The sequence below is a fragment of the Arthrobacter sp. TJ-58 genome, assembly GCF_058269295.1.
This window is the reverse complement of the sequence record NZ_JBZCNM010000003.1, coordinates 576,179-591,630: the sequence shown is the minus strand read 5'-3', so window position 1 is coordinate 591,630 and position 15,452 is coordinate 576,179. Positions and strand designations below refer to the sequence as shown.

At 66.0% G+C, this 15,452-nt stretch carries 15 protein-coding genes; 2 read left to right on the top strand and 13 right to left on the bottom strand.

Going from position 1 to position 15,452, the window contains the following annotated elements; all coding sequences use genetic code 11:
- Positions 1 to 86: 86 nt before the first annotated feature.
- The 5 genes from rbfA to rimP form a co-directional block, all read right to left on the bottom strand.
- Positions 87 to 563 carry a 30S ribosome-binding factor RbfA gene (gene rbfA, locus AC4D2W_RS13040; RefSeq protein ID WP_490927326.1) on the bottom strand — a complete coding sequence of 159 codons (477 nt, stop codon included), beginning with the start codon at positions 561 to 563 and terminating at the stop codon, positions 87 to 89.
- A gap of 199 nt (positions 564 to 762) precedes the next feature.
- Complete coding sequence (gene infB, locus AC4D2W_RS13035) at positions 763 to 3,705, bottom strand: translation initiation factor IF-2 (RefSeq protein ID WP_490927325.1); 2,943 nt, start codon at positions 3,703 to 3,705, stop codon at positions 763 to 765.
- Between the two features lie 146 nt (positions 3,706 to 3,851).
- Positions 3,852 to 4,229 carry a YlxR family protein gene (locus AC4D2W_RS13030; protein ID WP_490927324.1) on the bottom strand — a complete coding sequence of 126 codons (378 nt, stop codon included), beginning with the start codon at positions 4,227 to 4,229 and terminating at the stop codon, positions 3,852 to 3,854.
- Between the two features lie 49 nt (positions 4,230 to 4,278).
- A complete protein-coding gene (nusA, locus tag AC4D2W_RS13025; RefSeq protein WP_490927323.1) occupies positions 4,279 to 5,250 on the bottom strand; it encodes a transcription termination factor NusA in 972 nt (323 codons plus the stop codon).
- Positions 5,251 to 5,880 (bottom strand): ribosome maturation factor RimP, encoded by a 630-nt coding sequence (gene rimP / locus AC4D2W_RS13020; RefSeq protein ID WP_490927322.1) that lies wholly within the window; start codon positions 5,878 to 5,880, stop codon positions 5,251 to 5,253.
- An 88-nt stretch (positions 5,881 to 5,968) separates the two neighbouring features.
- On the opposite strand from rimP, the gene AC4D2W_RS13015 reads away from it, so the two are divergent.
- Together AC4D2W_RS13015 and AC4D2W_RS13010 are read left to right on the top strand one after the other, a co-directional pair.
- The gene (locus AC4D2W_RS13015; RefSeq protein WP_490927320.1) at positions 5,969 to 7,186 is read left to right on the top strand and encodes a DUF4439 domain-containing protein; all 1,218 of its coding nucleotides are present in this window, start codon (positions 5,969 to 5,971) and stop codon (positions 7,184 to 7,186) included.
- A 2-nt stretch (positions 7,187 to 7,188) separates the two neighbouring features.
- Positions 7,189 to 8,139, top strand: coding sequence for an aminoglycoside phosphotransferase family protein (locus AC4D2W_RS13010; protein ID WP_490927319.1), 951 nt, complete (start codon positions 7,189 to 7,191; stop codon positions 8,137 to 8,139).
- A 12-nt stretch (positions 8,140 to 8,151) separates the two neighbouring features.
- On the opposite strand, the gene AC4D2W_RS13005 is transcribed toward AC4D2W_RS13010, so the two are convergent.
- The 8 genes from AC4D2W_RS13005 to AC4D2W_RS12970 form a co-directional block, all read right to left on the bottom strand.
- Positions 8,152 to 8,949, bottom strand: a complete 798-nt coding sequence (locus tag AC4D2W_RS13005; protein WP_490927318.1) for a sulfite exporter TauE/SafE family protein — start codon at positions 8,947 to 8,949, stop codon at positions 8,152 to 8,154.
- A gap of 9 nt (positions 8,950 to 8,958) precedes the next feature.
- The gene (locus AC4D2W_RS13000) at positions 8,959 to 10,758 is read right to left on the bottom strand and encodes a proline--tRNA ligase (protein ID WP_490927316.1); all 1,800 of its coding nucleotides are present in this window, start codon (positions 10,756 to 10,758) and stop codon (positions 8,959 to 8,961) included.
- A 193-nt stretch (positions 10,759 to 10,951) separates the two neighbouring features.
- Complete coding sequence (locus tag AC4D2W_RS12995) at positions 10,952 to 11,701, bottom strand: hypothetical protein (RefSeq protein ID WP_490927315.1); 750 nt, start codon at positions 11,699 to 11,701, stop codon at positions 10,952 to 10,954.
- Positions 11,702 to 11,747: 46 nt separating this feature from the next.
- On the bottom strand, positions 11,748 to 12,662 hold the full coding sequence (locus AC4D2W_RS12990; protein ID WP_490927447.1) for a GNAT family N-acetyltransferase: 915 nt from the start codon (positions 12,660 to 12,662) through the stop codon (positions 11,748 to 11,750).
- Positions 12,625 to 13,791: a flavodoxin-dependent (E)-4-hydroxy-3-methylbut-2-enyl-diphosphate synthase gene (gene ispG, locus AC4D2W_RS12985; RefSeq protein ID WP_490927446.1), complete on the bottom strand. Its 1,167-nt coding sequence runs from the start codon at positions 13,789 to 13,791 to the stop codon at positions 12,625 to 12,627. Before ispG ends, AC4D2W_RS12990 begins: the two co-directional genes overlap by 38 nt.
- A gap of 131 nt (positions 13,792 to 13,922) precedes the next feature.
- Positions 13,923 to 14,213 (bottom strand): YciI family protein, encoded by a 291-nt coding sequence (locus AC4D2W_RS12980; protein ID WP_490927314.1) that lies wholly within the window; start codon positions 14,211 to 14,213, stop codon positions 13,923 to 13,925.
- A 25-nt stretch (positions 14,214 to 14,238) separates the two neighbouring features.
- Positions 14,239 to 14,736: a hypothetical protein gene (locus AC4D2W_RS12975; protein ID WP_490927313.1), complete on the bottom strand. Its 498-nt coding sequence runs from the start codon at positions 14,734 to 14,736 to the stop codon at positions 14,239 to 14,241.
- Positions 14,736 to 15,404: a MarR family transcriptional regulator gene (locus AC4D2W_RS12970; RefSeq protein WP_490927312.1), complete on the bottom strand. Its 669-nt coding sequence runs from the start codon at positions 15,402 to 15,404 to the stop codon at positions 14,736 to 14,738. Before AC4D2W_RS12970 ends, AC4D2W_RS12975 begins: the two co-directional genes overlap by 1 nt.
- Positions 15,405 to 15,452 lie beyond the last annotated feature (48 nt).

Genomic DNA, 15,452 nt, shown 5'->3' with positions numbered 1-15,452 from the left:
TCCGCCGGCCCGGCAGCGAGGGGTCACAGCAAAAAGGACGGCTCCCCCGCAGGGAAACCGTCCTCTTTGTCTGATGCGCGAAAAGCCTACTTGGCGTCGGAGCCGGCCTGAGTTTCCTCGTCGGCTTCGTCGTCGTCTTCGAAGTCCTCGTCCTTGCGGTACGGGTCAGCGTCGCCGGCATAGGTGGCGCCCTTCTTGAGGGCCTCCAGCTCTGCATCGCGGGCCTTGGCGGCCCGGATCAGTTCCTCAAGGTGGCTGGCGTTCACGGGGATCTCGTCAGGGACGAATTCCAGCGTGGGCGTCAGGCGCACGGTGATGTTCTTGCCGACCTCGGCGCGCAGGATACCGCGGGCGGACTCCAGTGCTGCCTTGGTGTCTGCCTGCTGGGCTTCATCGCCGAAAACTGTGTAATACAGCGTGGCGTGCTGCAGGTCGTTGGTGACACGGGCGTCAGTGAGGGTCACAAACCCCAGCCGGGGATCCTTGATCCGCCGTTCCAGCGCCTGGGCAACTACAACCTTGATTCGGTCAGCGAGCTTTGCAGCGCGTGCTGGATCTGCCATTACCTCTCCTTAACTAAGTTTTATGGGTCGCAGCACGACGACGGCGGAGGCCGGTCAGTCGTGTGCGTCATGTGTCGGCGGGCAGGACCGGAGCAATCCGGAAGCCGGGCCGACCTCGGCGGAGGCCAGCCGCACCATGGCTGCTGGCCCTCCCGCCGGGGCGGGGCCGCCGGAATACCGGCGGCCCCGCAGGGTACTGCTAGACGCGCGGCTTCTCCCGCATTTCGAAGGTCTCGATGATGTCGCCCTGGTTGACGTCGTTGAACGAGCCCAGGCCGATACCGCACTCGAAGTCCGTGCGGACCTCGGTGGCGTCGTCCTTGAACCGCTTGAGCGACTCAACGGTGAGGTTGTCACCGATGACCTTGCCGTCACGGGTGACCCGTGCCTTGGCGTTGCGCCGGATAACACCGGAGCGGACGATCGAGCCGGCGATGTTTCCGAACTTGGAGGAACGGAAGACTTCGCGGACCTCGGCGGTGCCGAGCTGGACCTCTTCGTACTCGGGCTTGAGCATGCCCTTGAGTGCAAGCTCAATGTCATCGATTGCTGCGTAGATGACGGAGTAGAAGCGCATGTCCACGCCTTCACGCTCTGCCAGGTCGGCAACGCGCTCGGCCGGCTTGACGTTGAAGCCAATGATGACTGCGTTGTCCACAGTCGCCAGGTTGACGTCGTTCTGCGTGATGGCACCGACGCCGCGGTGGATGACGCGCAGCTGCACGCCTTCGCCAACGTCGATCTTGAGCAGCGAGTCTTCCAGAGCTTCCACGGCACCCGAAACGTCACCCTTGAGGATGAGGTTGAGGGTGTCGACCTTGCCGTCAGCCACAGCCTGATCGAAGTCTTCGAGGCTGATGCGCTTGCGGCGCTTGGCCAGGGCGGCGTTGCGGTCCGCTGCTTCACGCTTTTCAGCGATCTGGCGGGCGGTGCGCTCGTCGTCGGTCACGAAGAACGTGTCACCGGCGCGGGGAACGTTGGACAGACCCAGCACCTGCACCGGACGGGAAGGTCCGGCTTCGGTGACGTTTTCGCCGTTCTCGTCGAACATGGCACGGACGCGGCCGTGGGCCGTTCCCGCCACGATCGTGTCGCCGACCTTCAACGTTCCGGACTGGACCAGAACGGTGGCAACTGCACCGCGGCCCTTGTCCAGGTTCGCTTCGATGGCGATACCGCGGGCGTCCTTGTTCGGGTTGGCGCGCATGTCCAGGGCAGCGTCTGCGGTGAGCAGCACGGCCTCGAGCAGGGCGTCAATGTTGAGGTTCTGGCGGGCAGAGACCTCTACGAACATGGTGTCGCCACCGTATTCTTCGGGAACCAGGCCGTATTCGGTCAGCTGGCCGCGGACCTTCTCCGGGTTGGCGCCTTCCTTATCGATCTTGTTCACTGCGACCACGATCGGCACATCTGCTGCCTGGGCGTGGTTCAGCGCTTCAATCGTCTGCGGCATGACGCCGTCGTCGGCTGCGACAACCAGGACGGCGATGTCGGTCACCTTCGCACCACGTGCACGCATGGCGGTGAACGCCTCGTGGCCCGGGGTGTCAATGAAGGTGATCGGACGCGTAGTGCCCTCGTGATCGAACTGGATCTGGTAGGCACCGATGTGCTGGGTGATGCCGCCGGCTTCACCTTCAACCACCTTGGTGTTGCGGATGGCATCCAGCAGGCGCGTCTTACCGTGGTCAACGTGACCCATGATGGTGACTACCGGAGGACGTGCCTCGAGGTCTTCATCGCCTTCTGCTTCCAGCTCGGCATCGAAGTCGATGTCGAAGGTGCTCAGCAGTTCGCGCTCTTCGTCTTCCGGCGAGACAACCTGGATCTTGTAGCCCAGTTCCGAACCCAGGACGCCGAACGTCTCTTCGTCCAGGGACTGAGTAGCCGTTGCCATTTCACCGAGGTGGAACAGTACGGTCACCAGTGCTGCCGGGTTTGCCTCAATCTTGTCGGCGAAGTCCGTAATGGACGCACCGCGGCGCAGACGGACAACAGTGTTGCCGTCACCGCGGGGCACCGAAACGCCGCCCAGCGACGGAGCTGACATCTGCTCCAGTTCCTGCCGCTTTGCCCGCTTCGACTTGCGCTGCTTGCCGCGTCCTGCGCCGCCCTTGCCGAAAGCACCGGCAGTGCCGCCGCGTCCGCGGCCGCCCTTGCCGAAGCCGCCGCCAACGGGTGCGCCGCCGCCTGCACCTGGAGCTCCGCCCGGAGCGCCGCCCGGTCCCCTGCGGGGACCGCCGCCGGCACCGCCGCGTGCCGGGGCTGCCGGACGCTCGGTGCGGTTGGGCATCATGCCCGGAGTCGGACGAGGACCGCCGGGGCCGGCGGGACGTGCCGATGCCGGACGCGGGGCGCCCGGACGGGGTGCGCCGGGACGCGGGGCGCCCGGACGCGGTCCGCCGGAACCTGCTGCCGGACGGGGACCGCCGGCGCCGGCTGCTGCCGGACGCTCGGTGTTCTCGTCACGACGGCCCGGACGGGGCATTCCCTGGGACGGAGCAAACGGGTTGTTACCCGGACGCGGTGCGCCGGTTCCCCGGTCGTTCTCGCCGCGGCCGCGGGGTCGCGGCATGCCCTGCGAAGGGGCGAACGGGTTGTTGCCCGGACGTGCCGCGGGACGCGGTGCACCCGGACGGGGAGCGTTGCTGCGGGTGCCGGTTTCGGCGGAAGCAGCAGGCTTTTCAGCCTCGGGGGCCTTGGGAGCCGGACGGGCACCGGGCTTGGCGCCCGACGTCGGAGCAGCGGCAGGCTTCTGCGCAGCGGGGGCCGGAGCCTCCGGAGCCGAAGCGGGTGCTGCCGGGGCGGGTGCCGCCGGTGCCGGAGCAGCTGAAGCTGCCGGAGCCGGTGCCGCGGGAGCCGGAGCTGCCGGAGCCGATGCGGCGGGGGTGGGCGCCGCCGGTGCCGGAGCAGCGGGTGCTGCCGACGGGCGGGGACCGGGGGTGCCTGCGGATGCCGCGGGCTTGGAATCGGACTTCGATTCGGACGCCGGGAAGGCGCCGCGAAGTTTCTTGACTACGGGTGCCTCAATTGTTGATGAAGCGGAACGGACGAATTCGCCCAGCTCCTGCAGTTTTGCAACTGCGTCCTTCGAGGTGATGCCGAGCTCTTTGGCGAGCTCGTGTACGCGGACCTTGGCCACATTTCTCCTGTCTCGGTCCGCACCGAGCCAGGTACGAACCGTCTATTTCCTGCGGGCTTCCACTGCAGTCGCAGCAAAGCCCATCACAGAGCACAACAAAGCACTCATCGTTGTGTACTCATCGCTGGGTACTCATCGGGTTTCCATCAGATTGCTGACCCGCTTCCAGGTTGGACGGTTTCGAGTCCGCTCCCGGTCGGAGCGTGCTCAAGAGCCTTGAACCAAGCTTCCGCGTCCGCAGTGTCAACCGGACCCCTGAAGGCCCGGTTGAACGCGCGTCGCCGAAGCGCTGCTGCAAAGCATGCTGTCCCGCGGTGCACCCAGGCGCCGCGGCCAGACATGCGGCGGTTTTCGTCAACGCGGACGGCAGTTTTGCCTTCCGTGTTCACGGCCACCAGCCGCATCAGTACAGCCTGGTCATCCGTTTTCCTGCACCCAATGCACGTCCTCTGCGGGACATGCGCTGCAGCGCCTGAGGCTGCAGGGGACAAAAAGAAAGCGGACGGTGACCCGGCCTTGTCCATTCTAACGCGTTTCTCTCCGTGTGCCGCATCCACGCGCCGACCTGCCTGCTTAGGCGGTCTTCGCGTCGGAAACGATGTCGATGCGCCAGCCCGTCAGCTTGGCTGCCAGGCGGGCATTCTGCCCTTCCTTGCCGATTGCCAGCGAGAGCTGGTAGTCGGGAACCACAACCTGCGCTGAGCGGGTGTCCTCATCCGTGATGGTCACGGAGTTGACGCGCGACGGCGACAGGGAGTTGGCAATGAAGGTTGCCGGGTCCTCGCTGAAGTCCACGATGTCGATCTTTTCATCGTGGAGTTCGGTCATGACCGCACGGACGCGCGAACCCATTTCTCCGATGCAGGCACCCTTGGCGTTGATGCCCGGAACGTTGCCCTTCACAGCGATCTTGGTGCGGTGGCCGGCTTCGCGGGCCAGGGCCACAATTTCCACGCTGCCGTCCGCGATTTCGGGGACCTCCAGCTCAAAGAGCTTGCGCACCAGGCCCGGGTGGGACCGGGACAGCGTAATGGACGGGCCCTTGAAGCCGCGGCGCACATCAACGACGAAGGCGCGCAGCCGGGAGCCGTGCGTGTACTTCTCGCCCGGCACCTGCTCGGTGGGAGGCAGGAGCGCTTCCACGGCACCCAGGTTCACCTGGATCATGTGCGGGTTGTTGCCCTGCTGGATCTGTCCGGAGACGATTTCACCCTCGCGGCCCTTGAACTCCCCCACGATGGCGTCGTCTTCGACGTCGCGCAGCCGCTGCAGGATGATCTGCCGGGCAGTGCTGGCAGCGATCCGGCCAAAACCGGTGGGGGTGTCGTCAAACTCACCCACGGGCTCGCCGTCGTCGTCCACTTCCGTGGCCCAGATCGTGACGTGGCCATTCTTGCGGTCCAGTTCGGCGCGGGCTTTGTCCTGCGCACCGGACGTCTTGTGGTAAGCCACCAAAAGCGCCTGCTCAATGGTCGGAATCAACAGATCCAGAGGGATCTCCCGTTCGCGTTCCAGCAGCCTCAGCGCACTCATATCAATATCCATTTAGGCCTCCTCAGCTGTGGTTTCTTCATCGCTGTCGGCAGGGCCGTCCAGCGGTACGTCGTCAATATGCGCGAATTCGACTTCGACGCGTCCTTTGCGGATGTTGCTGAACGGCACAGTGGTCTGCGCGCCCTGCTTGGCCTTCATGCCCTTTTTCACCGGCAGTTCCGGTATCAGGGTGATGCCGTTCTCTTCCACGGAGACCAAACGGCCCATGATGTCATCGCCGGCCACCAGGTTTACCCGGACCATGCGTCCCACGTTGCGCCGCCAGTGGCGCGGTTCCGTCAGGGGACGCGATACACCGGGAGAGGAAACCTCCAAGTTGTACGCGCGCCCGTCGTCATTGGGATCGGCGTCCATGGCTTCCGATACGGCGTGCGCAACGTCGGAGATCCGGTCCAGGCTGACGCCTCCGGCCTGTCCCTCGGGAAGGTCCACAATGACGTGCACGGTGCGGGTGGCACCGGCCATTTTGATCTCGATGTCCTCGAGGAAAAGCTGCTGCTGTTCAACCGTGGGAGCAAGGAAGTTCTTGAGGCGCTGGGTTTCAGCGGTTATTTCTGCGTGCATGGCCTTCTTGCGGTAATCCGATGACGTGTCTTTTTTGGGGCTGGGCCGAACCGCCATAGGTGCCTCCCACTAGATGATGTTGTACCTACTAGCGTACCGACATTCCTGAGTCCCTACGGCATCGCCGCTGATGGGGGCTCGTTTCATGGCATCATCAGATGTAGTGAAGAAGCCCCCGAACCGTGCAGAGCCCGCGGCCGGCCGCGCCGGACGGGCGACGACGGTCCTGGGCGGGGTGAGGCGTACCACTTTGCTGGCTGTCCTGGCCGCCGTGGTCCTCAGTTTCAACCTCGCCGCCGGAACCAACACCTCCAAGGACCGGCCCGCCGGCTTTTCGGAGATTGCACTGGCCGACGCACGCGCTTCCGCAGCCGAGCTCTCCCGGCTGGCCCGGGAGCTATCCGGGGGCCCTGCGGAGTCCGCCGCACCTCAGGACGCACAGACTCAGGACGCACAGACCCTGGCCGCCGAGGCCACCACCCAGGCGGGAACCCTCGCTGAACAGTCAGCGCTCCTTGCCTCGCCCGAAAGCCTGCGGGACGGAACCCCCGCCTTCACGCTCCCGTCCCCGGAAGCGCACGCCGGAGCTGCCGATGAGTACGTTTCGGCACTTGCCGAGTCCGCCCGGGCCAGCTTGGATGCGGCGCTGCGGGCCGACGGCGGCACCGCGCGCCTGCTTGCTTCCACCGGTGCGGCCCAGCAGGTTTTGGCCGTCCGGGCCGCCGGTGCCGCAGGACTGCCCGCACCGGAAGCTTGGACACCGGCACCCGCTCCGGGGCCGGCCCCGGACAAGGATTCGGATCCCGCTTCGGACGGCAGCTGCCGCGGGGAGCCGGATGGTTCGGTTCCGGCCGAAGCGCAGAGCGGTCCTGATGCGGCCGGAGCCCTCCAGGGTGCCGTCGACGCTGAATACGGCGCCGCTTACGCCTACGAGGTGGCGATGGCACGCACTCCGGATGCGGCCGGACGCGCCTCACTTCGCGAAGCGCGAAACGGTCATGTGGCGGCAGGCGCCCTCGCTGTCCAGCTGCTGCCGCAGTTCTGCCTGCCGGCGCTGACTCCGGTGCCTGCTTACTCCCTGCCGCCGTCGTTCGCCCTGGACCCGGCCGCTGCCCTGGCGGCGCTGGAAGGATCCCTTCCCGGCGTTTACGCAGATTTGGCCGCCTTGAGCAGTGGAAGCGTCCGCGCCTTGGCTGCGGAGCGCCTGGTGCAGGTCAGTGCGGACCTGTACGCGGACACAGCAGCCGCCGATGTCCTTGCTGAGTCCGGTTCGGGCGTTTCCGCTGTCCCCGTACCGGCTGCTCCGGGGCTCGACGCTGAGCCCGCCGGACTCCCGTACCCGCCGGCGCCTCCTGGCCGATGACCATGCCCTTTCCCATCCGCATCCCCGGTGCGCTTGCGCAGCGCTATGGCCGTACCCGGGCAGGACGGAACTGGCTGGCGGGACTGCCTGCCGTCATTTCCGAGGCGCTGGAGCGGTGGGAGGCAGCGCCGGATCTTCCTCGCGGTGCCGAGCCGTGGCATGGCCACGGAGCCCTGGTCCTCCCGGTGCACTCACCCCGGGGTCCTGCGGTCCTGAAAGTTGCCTTTCCGCACGCGGAAGCGCTGACAGAGGCCCCCGCGCTGGCGTTGTGGGCAGGCAACGGCGCCGTGCACCTGCACGCCAGCGATTCCTCCAGCGGCACCCTGCTGCTGGAACGGCTCGACCACCGGCGGGACCTGCGCAGCACGGATATGGAAACCGCAGTGGAGGCGTGGGGAGCCGTGATGCGCAAACTCTCCCTCCCCGTCACGGAATCCCCGCTGTGGGCCGCGATCCCGCCGCTGGCCGAACGGGTGGAACAGCTCTCCGATGAGCTGCCCGCGGACTGGGAGGACCTGGGCCGGCCCTTTGAACGGACCCTGCTGGAGGCTGCCCTGGAGGTCTGCCAGACCCGCGGCGCCGTTGGCCGCCGCAGCAGCAATGACGTTTTGGTCCACACGGACCTGCACTTTGAAAACATCCTGTACCGGAACCACGGCTCATCCGCCGGGCAGGGATTCGTGGCCATCGATCCCCAGGCCATGATCGGGGAGGCCGAATTTGCTGCCGCTCCGATGCTGTGGAACCGGATGGAGGAGCTGGATCAGAACCGGCCGCAGGCGGATCTGCGCGGCCGGCTGGAGCGGCTGTGCAGCGCGGCGGGGCTGGATTATGACATTGCCCGGCAGTGGAGTGTGCTGCGGGAAGTGGAGAACGCCCTGGACTACATCCGGAACGGCCAGCGGGCCGACGCCGACCGTTCAGTGTGGGTGGCTGCCGCCGTCGCCGGGTAATGCGGCGGGCGGTTATGCCCTGATGTTTTCCACCCACACGTCGTAACCGAGCTTGCAGATCAGCGCGCCCACCACCACCAGGAACACGACGCGGATGAACTTGCTGCCCTGCTTTACAGCCATCCGTGCACCAAGGTAGCCGCCGACCATGTTGGCAACACCGAGGATGAGTCCCACGCCCCAGAGCAGGGCGCCGTTGGGCAGGAAGAATGCGAGGGCACCGAGGTTGGTCGCCATGTTCACGATCTTCGCCTTGGCGCTCGCGGCCAGGAAGTTGTAGCCCAGGAAGGTGACCATGGCGATGATCAAAAAGGATCCGGTCCCGGGCCCGATCAGACCGTCATAGAACCCGATGGCCAGGCCGATGCCGACTGCCGTGCCGTAGTGCCGGCGTCCGGTGTGCCGCAGTTTGGTTAGCTCCCCCACCGTGGGACGCAGCGCCGTAAAGATTGCCACGGCGATCAGCGCCACCACGATGATGGGCTTGAAGAGCGACGACGGCAGGGAGACGGCCAGGGCCGCTCCCCCGAAGCTGCCCAGCAGCGCGACGGCGGCCATGGGCAGCGCCGTCTTCAGGTCCGGGTGGGCGCGGCGGTAGTACGTGACGGCGCTGGTGGTGGTGCCGAAGATGGAACCCATCTTGTTGGTGGCCAGCGCCTGGACCGGCGTGATCCCCGGAATCAGCAGCAGGGCGGGAAGCTGCAGCAGCCCCCCGCCTCCCACGACGGCGTCGATCCAGCCTGCGGCAAGGCCCGCCACCACCACAAGGAGGATGGTGGCGAGCTGAATCTCCTCGAGACCGGAGACCACGCTGCGCCGTTACTGTGCAGCTGCGCGGCGGACGTACTCCACCGCTTCAGCCACGGGCACGTTTTCGGCGATGCCGGTGGCGCGGTCCTTGACCTCTACGACGCCGTCGGCCAGGCCGCGGCCAACCACCAGAATGGTGGGAACGCCGATGAGCTCGGCGTCACCGAACTTCACGCCCGGGGAGACCTTGGGACGGTCATCGTAAATGACTTCCAGTCCCGCGGCTTCGAGTTCTTCGGACAGCTTGGCAGCCGCCTCGAAGATCTCGTCACCGCGTCCGGTGGCAACAACATGGACATCGGCCGGGGCGACGGCGCGCGGCCAGATAATGCCCTTGTCATCGTGGTTGGACTCGGCCAGTGCGGCGACGGCGCGGGTAACGCCCACTCCGTAGGAGCCCATGGTGACCGTGACCAGCTTGCCGTTCTTGTCCAGCACCTTCACGCCCAGCGCCTCGGCGTACTTGCGTCCAAGCTGGAAGATGTGGCCCATCTCGATTCCGCGGGCGGCTTCCAGCGGGCCGGTTCCGTCCGGAGCTTCGTCGCCTTCACGAACCTCAACGGCTTCTATGACGCCGTCCCAGGTGAAGTCGCGGCCGGCTACCAGCCCGATCACGTGCTTGCCGGAGATATTGGCGCCGGTGATCCAGCTGGTGCCGGAGACCACGCGGGGATCCACCAGGTACAGCAGGCCGGTGGCGGACTCTGTGCCCAGGACGGGTTCGGTGAGGGACAGTCCCGGGCCGATGTAGCCCTTGACCAGGCCGGGGTGCTTCTTGATGTCCTCGTCGGTGGCGGGTTCAACTTCGAGCTCGCCGCCGATTTCCACATGCGCGGCGATGTTCGCTTCGATGCGCTTGATGTCCACGGCGCGGTCTCCGGGAACGCCGACGACGACGATCCGGCGTTCGCCGGTGGGCAGCGTCACGGCCAGGACCACGTTCTTCAGGGTGTCGGCAGCAGTCCATTCGCCGGACTCGCGGCCGAACCGTGCGTTGGCCTCGGCGACCAGGGTTTCGATGGTGGGAGTGTTCGGGGTGTCCACCACCTGCGCGGCCGGAGCAGCGGCGTAGTCGATCTCGGCCGGGGCCACGGTGGTGACGGCTTCAACGTTGGCTGCATAGCCGCCGGCGGAACGCACGTAGGTGTCTTCGCCCACCGGAGTCGGGTGCAGGAACTCTTCGCTCTTGGAACCTCCCATTGCACCGGAGACTGCGGAGACAACCACAATTTCCAGGCCGAGGCGCTCGAAGATGCGCAGGTAGGCGCCGCGGTGCGCCTGGTAACTGGCCTCCAGGCCCTCGTCGTCAATGTCGAAGGAGTAGGAATCCTTCATGATGAATTCGCGGCCGCGCAGCAAGCCGGCGCGGGGGCGGGCTTCGTCACGGTACTTGTTCTGGATCTGGAACAGTGAGACCGGCAGGTCCTTGTAGGAGCTGTAGAGGTCCTTGACCAGCAGCGCGAACATTTCCTCGTGGGTGGGAGCCAGCAGGTAGTCCCCGCCCTTGCGGTCCTGCAACCGGAAGAGATTGTCTCCGTATTCGGTCCAGCGGTTGGTGGCTTCGTACGGTTCGCGCGGGAGCAGGGCCGGGAAGTGCACTTCCTGGGCTCCGATGGCGGCCATTTCCTCGCGGATGATGGTCTCCACCTTGTTCAGGACGCGCAGGCCCAGCGGCAGCCACGAGTAGATGCCGGGGGCGGCGCGGCGGATGTAGCCGGCACGCACCAGCAGGCGGTGGCTGGCGACGTCCGCGTCGGAGGGGTCGTCGCGCAAAGTGCGCAGGAAAAGAGTGGAAAGTCGAAGGACCACGCTGGGAATCCGTTTCTGCAGCCGGTGGCTGCATTCATGCTGGGACAAATGAGGGAAATACTGCTCCCCTCTAATCTAGCGCGTGCTGCCCCCGCTCCCGGACAAGCGGCAGGACGACGGCGGGGCCTGGCCTGCGCTGCAGGCCAGGCCCCGGTTCGCCCTTCTCCGGCGTCGGACCCGGACCCGAAGCAGATTAGTTCTTTTCGAGCTCGGCCAGCGCCGCGTTGATGGTCTTCTCGGCTGCCGTCACCGCAGCGTCGTCATCTTCGGGGTTCAACAGGGTCACACTGGCGGTGACGGTGCCAGAGATTCCGCTGACCTGGAGGACCGCCCCCTCGGGCTTTCCATCCCGGCTGAGCTCAGTCCGGAAAGCCTGTGTGGACGGTGCCTGCGTGGAAGCGTCAATGGTTTCCACCGAGCCGTCGATTACCGTCCCGCTCAGCTCCATCGTGAAGTTCCCGCAGTCCTTAATGAGCTGCTTGCTGCTCCCGGTCTGCTGATCCGGCACTGACGCATCGTCGTAGCTGATCAGCATCAGCAGGTCGGTGCCGTCCATTCCCACGGCGGCGAGATTTCCGTCAGAGATCTTCTCGTCAAAGAAGGATGAAACAAGGCTGTTGCAGTGCTCCGGCGTGATGGTAACGCCCGTGAGGGGATTCTCGGCCAGCAGGGGGCGCACGGCGTCGTCGTTCTGCACTTCGCCGCTCAGTCCCTGGCTGGCTTTGACTGCGGTGAGCGCCGCCTCAAGTTCATCCGCCGTGTACTGCTCCCGGCCTGCCGCCGGAGCCGGCGTGGATGAGGGCGCGGAGGAGGCCGGTGCGGAAGCAGGCGAATCCGGCGAGGCGGGCGAAGCCGATGAGACGCTCTCTCCGGAGCTGCCGCAGGCAGAAAGGGCCAGGATCCCGGCCAGGCAGAGGGCGCCGGTCTTCATGGTGTTCTTCATGGTGTTTCTTTTCCCCCGGTTGGTGGCAGTCAGTTAGGGCATTCCGTCAGAAGAGGATGGTGGCGAAAGTGCCCACCTGTTCAAAGCCCACGGCTTCGTAGGTGGCGCGGGCGGGTGCATTGTAGGAATTGACGTAGAGGCTTACCAACGGCGCAACCTGCCTGGCGGCTTCCACCACTGCGGACATGTAGGAGGCGCTGAGGCCGCGGCCGCGGTAAGCGGGGTTCATCCAGACACCCTGGATCTGAACCGCGCCGCTGGAAACCGTTCCCAGTTCGGCCTTGAACACCACCTGACCGGAGGAATCGAAATCCACCAGGGACTGCCGCCGGGCAATGAGGGATTTCACCCGCTGCCGGTAGTGGTGGCCTCCGCCCGTAAGGGGCGAATATCCCACTTCCTCCTCAAACATGGCAGCGCAGGCAGGGAGCAGGACATCAAGTTCGGCGGGCTGGGCATAGCGCAGCCCGGGCGCCGGCTGTACCTGTGAAAGCCCGGTCATCTGCAGCAGCGGCTGGTCGCTGCGCACGTCGAAGGGCCGGGGGCTGGAATGCTGCAGCTCGGACCAGATGGACAGCACCGCTTCGGCCGGACCGAAGATGGAGGAATAGCGGTGCCCTGACCGGGCCAGGAACTGCCCGATCTCGGGGCCGTTTTCCGGAGTCACGCCCACCGGAACCACATTGACACCGGCCCAGCAGGCGGCGCTCAGGGCGCCGTCGTCGTCGAAAACGCCGACAACCCGCCCGCCGGCCGGCGTGGGCGCAGCGGTGCGGGTTGTTTCGAGGTGGGAGAGCAGGAAGATGTTGGCTACCGGGTCCTGCTCCGCGAGGGACCACAGGGCTTCGGTGTCCTCCTTGCCCAGAAGGCGGAGCGCGCCGGAGCTGCCCCCGCGGACGTCCGGTCCGCCGGAGTCGGCAGTCTTAGCCGACAACAACCATGGGGCCACCCGTGCCAGCATTTTCGCCATCGGACTCCCCCATGCTCTCTGCGATCTTCATAGCCTCTTCGATGAGGGTCTCAACAATCTGATCCTCAGGGACAGTCTTGATGACTTCCCCCTTCACAAAAATCTGTCCCTTGCCGTTGCCGGAGGCAACGCCGAGGTCAGCTTCGCGGGCTTCGCCCGGTCCGTTGACGACGCAGCCCATGACGGCGACGCGGAGCGGAACTTCCATGCCTTCCAGACCGGAGGTTACCTGCTCTGCGAGAGTGTACACGTCCACCTGGGCGCGGCCGCAGGACGGGCAGGACACGATCTCCAGCTTGCGCGGGCGCAGGTTGAGCGACTGCAGGATCTGGTTGCCGACCTTGACTTCCTCCACCGGCGGAGCGGAGAGAGAGACGCGGATGGTGTCGCCGATGCCCTTGGACAGCAGCGCGCCAAAGGCGGTGGCGGACTTGATGGTGCCCTGGAACGCAGGGCCGGCCTCGGTCACGCCCAGGTGCAGGGGCCAGTCGCCGCGTTCAGCCAGCAGCTCATAGGCGCGCACCATGACCACGGGGTCATTGTGCTTGACGGAGATCTTGAAGTCGTGGAAGTCGTGTTCCTCAAAGAGGGACGCTTCCCAGACGGCAGATTCGACCAGGGCCTCGGGGGTTGCCTTGCCGTACTTCGCGAGCAGGCGGGGATCCAGCGAGCCGGCGTTGACGCCGATCCGGATGGAGGTGCCGTGGTCCTTGGCAGCCTGGGCGATTTCCTTGATCTGGTCATCGAACTTGCGGATGTTGCCCGGGTTCACCCGGACGGCCGCACAGCCGGCCTCAATCGCTGCAAAGACGTACTTCGGCTGGAAGTGGATGTCCGCGATCACGGGGATCTGCGACTTCTTCGCGATGATCGGCAGGGCCGCGGCATCGTCGGCGCTGGGGCATGCCACGCGGACAATGTCACAGCCGGACGCCGTCAGCTCCGCAATCTGCTGCAGGGTGGCGTTGATGTCCGTGGTGGGCGTGGTGGTCATGGACTGGACGCTGATGGGGAAGTCTGAACCAACCCCCACCGAGCCCACTTTGATCTGGCGGGTTTTGCGCCGCGGTGCAAGGGTGGGCGGCGGTGCTGCTGGCATTCCAAGGTTGACCGAGGTCAAAACGTCCTCCATGTGCCTTATCGGCAGTAATTTCGACTGAAGCTAATGCGCCGCGAAAGATGCGCTAGTCCATTATCCACCCGCACCGGTGCGGGATGTACGAATATCGTTCTGGGCTTAGAGCTTGGGGCTTAGACCAGGTGTGCGAAGGCTCCCACGGCCGGGGACCATGCGGTGGTTTTCATGCCGGAGATGGCTCCGGCGGAAGCAAAGGGGTCCTGCTTGAGCAGGGACATGAGGTCCGACTCATCTTCTGCGGTGAAGATCAGCAGGGCACCCGCACCGTCCAGGAACGGACCGGAGGCCAGCATCCGGCCTTCCTCTGCCAGCCCGGCAAGCCACTGACGGTGGCGGGGGCGGTGCTCGTCGCGGATCGAGGCGGAGTCGGAGTCGTACACGTATTCAACTGCGAAAATGCTCATTGCTCCACCCTACGGGATGTCACCGTCACAGCAGGAAGGCGCGGGCTGCAGCCGCCACGCCAGCCGCCCACAGCATGGAGGCCAGGGTGCCGATAATGAACCGTTCAGCTGCTGCGGGAGTTTCCTTCAGCTCCGCGTACCGGCCCAGGCCCTTGACCGCCACCACGTAGGCGATGGCCACCGGTTCGGATGCCAGGACGGCGGCCGCGACGGCCAGCCGTTCCAGGACTCCGATCACCAGTCCGCCCCGGAGTACCGAGCCCGCGGCAGGAGTCCGGCTGACAGTCCGAGGCGGTGCCGACGACGGCGGAACTGCTGACGCCCCGCCGGACAGAACCGGCCCCTGCACCCGGCCGGCGGCCCTCAGTTCGCCGTCCAGATCCTGATCAGCGGCGGGATCGGCTTCGGTAAACGGCGGACCGGACGCTTCCACCGCGCGGGCCAGCCGGAGCACTCCGGCCGTGACGGGCCAGCCCAGGAGTGCCGCCGCCAGCAGGGTCAGGACTATCCAGATGAATTCCATCACTTGTGCTCCGTCTCATCGGCTGCGGAGTCCAACGCTGCGGACTTTGACACTGCAGAACTTGACCCGTCCATACGGGCCAGGTCATCGGCACGGGCCAGGAGGACGGCGGCTGCCGGGCGGGCAGCCCATTCTTCCTGCCAGCCCGAGCGCGCTACGGCTTTGCTCACGGCCTGGGAGCTGATGCCGAGCATCCGGGCGGCAGCGGTCTGAGCTCCCCATTTGCCGGGCTCGACGTGTTGCAGGATCCGCCATTCAGCCTCGGTACGCTCGGCCACCAGCCTGGCCAGGAGAACCAGCACCGCTTCCGCCTCCGGAGCGCCGGGGGAACCTTCCACCGCGACCGGCGGCCGGTCCCCCGTCTTCTTGGCCCGGTCAACGGCCCGCCGGGCGGCGACGAAGGCCGGACCGCCGGCTTCCCGGGGACTGCGCGGCAAGGGATCATGCACCGGACCGACGCCGATCCCCACATACCAGTTCCCGTACCGCAGGACCTGGAGCGCGGCATCCACGGCAGTTTCGGCGCTGTCACAGATTCCCTGGATTTCGTCGCCGACCGACCGCTCGAACCCAAGCACCATGGGCCGGTCCGCCAAGGCAGCCAAAAGCCCCGGAACGCGGTCTCCGCTCCCCTGGCTGTTGCGCTGGTCGATCGTGAGGACGAACATCCTGCAACCGTAAACGTATGCAAATCGAATTGCAACCTAAATCGGGTT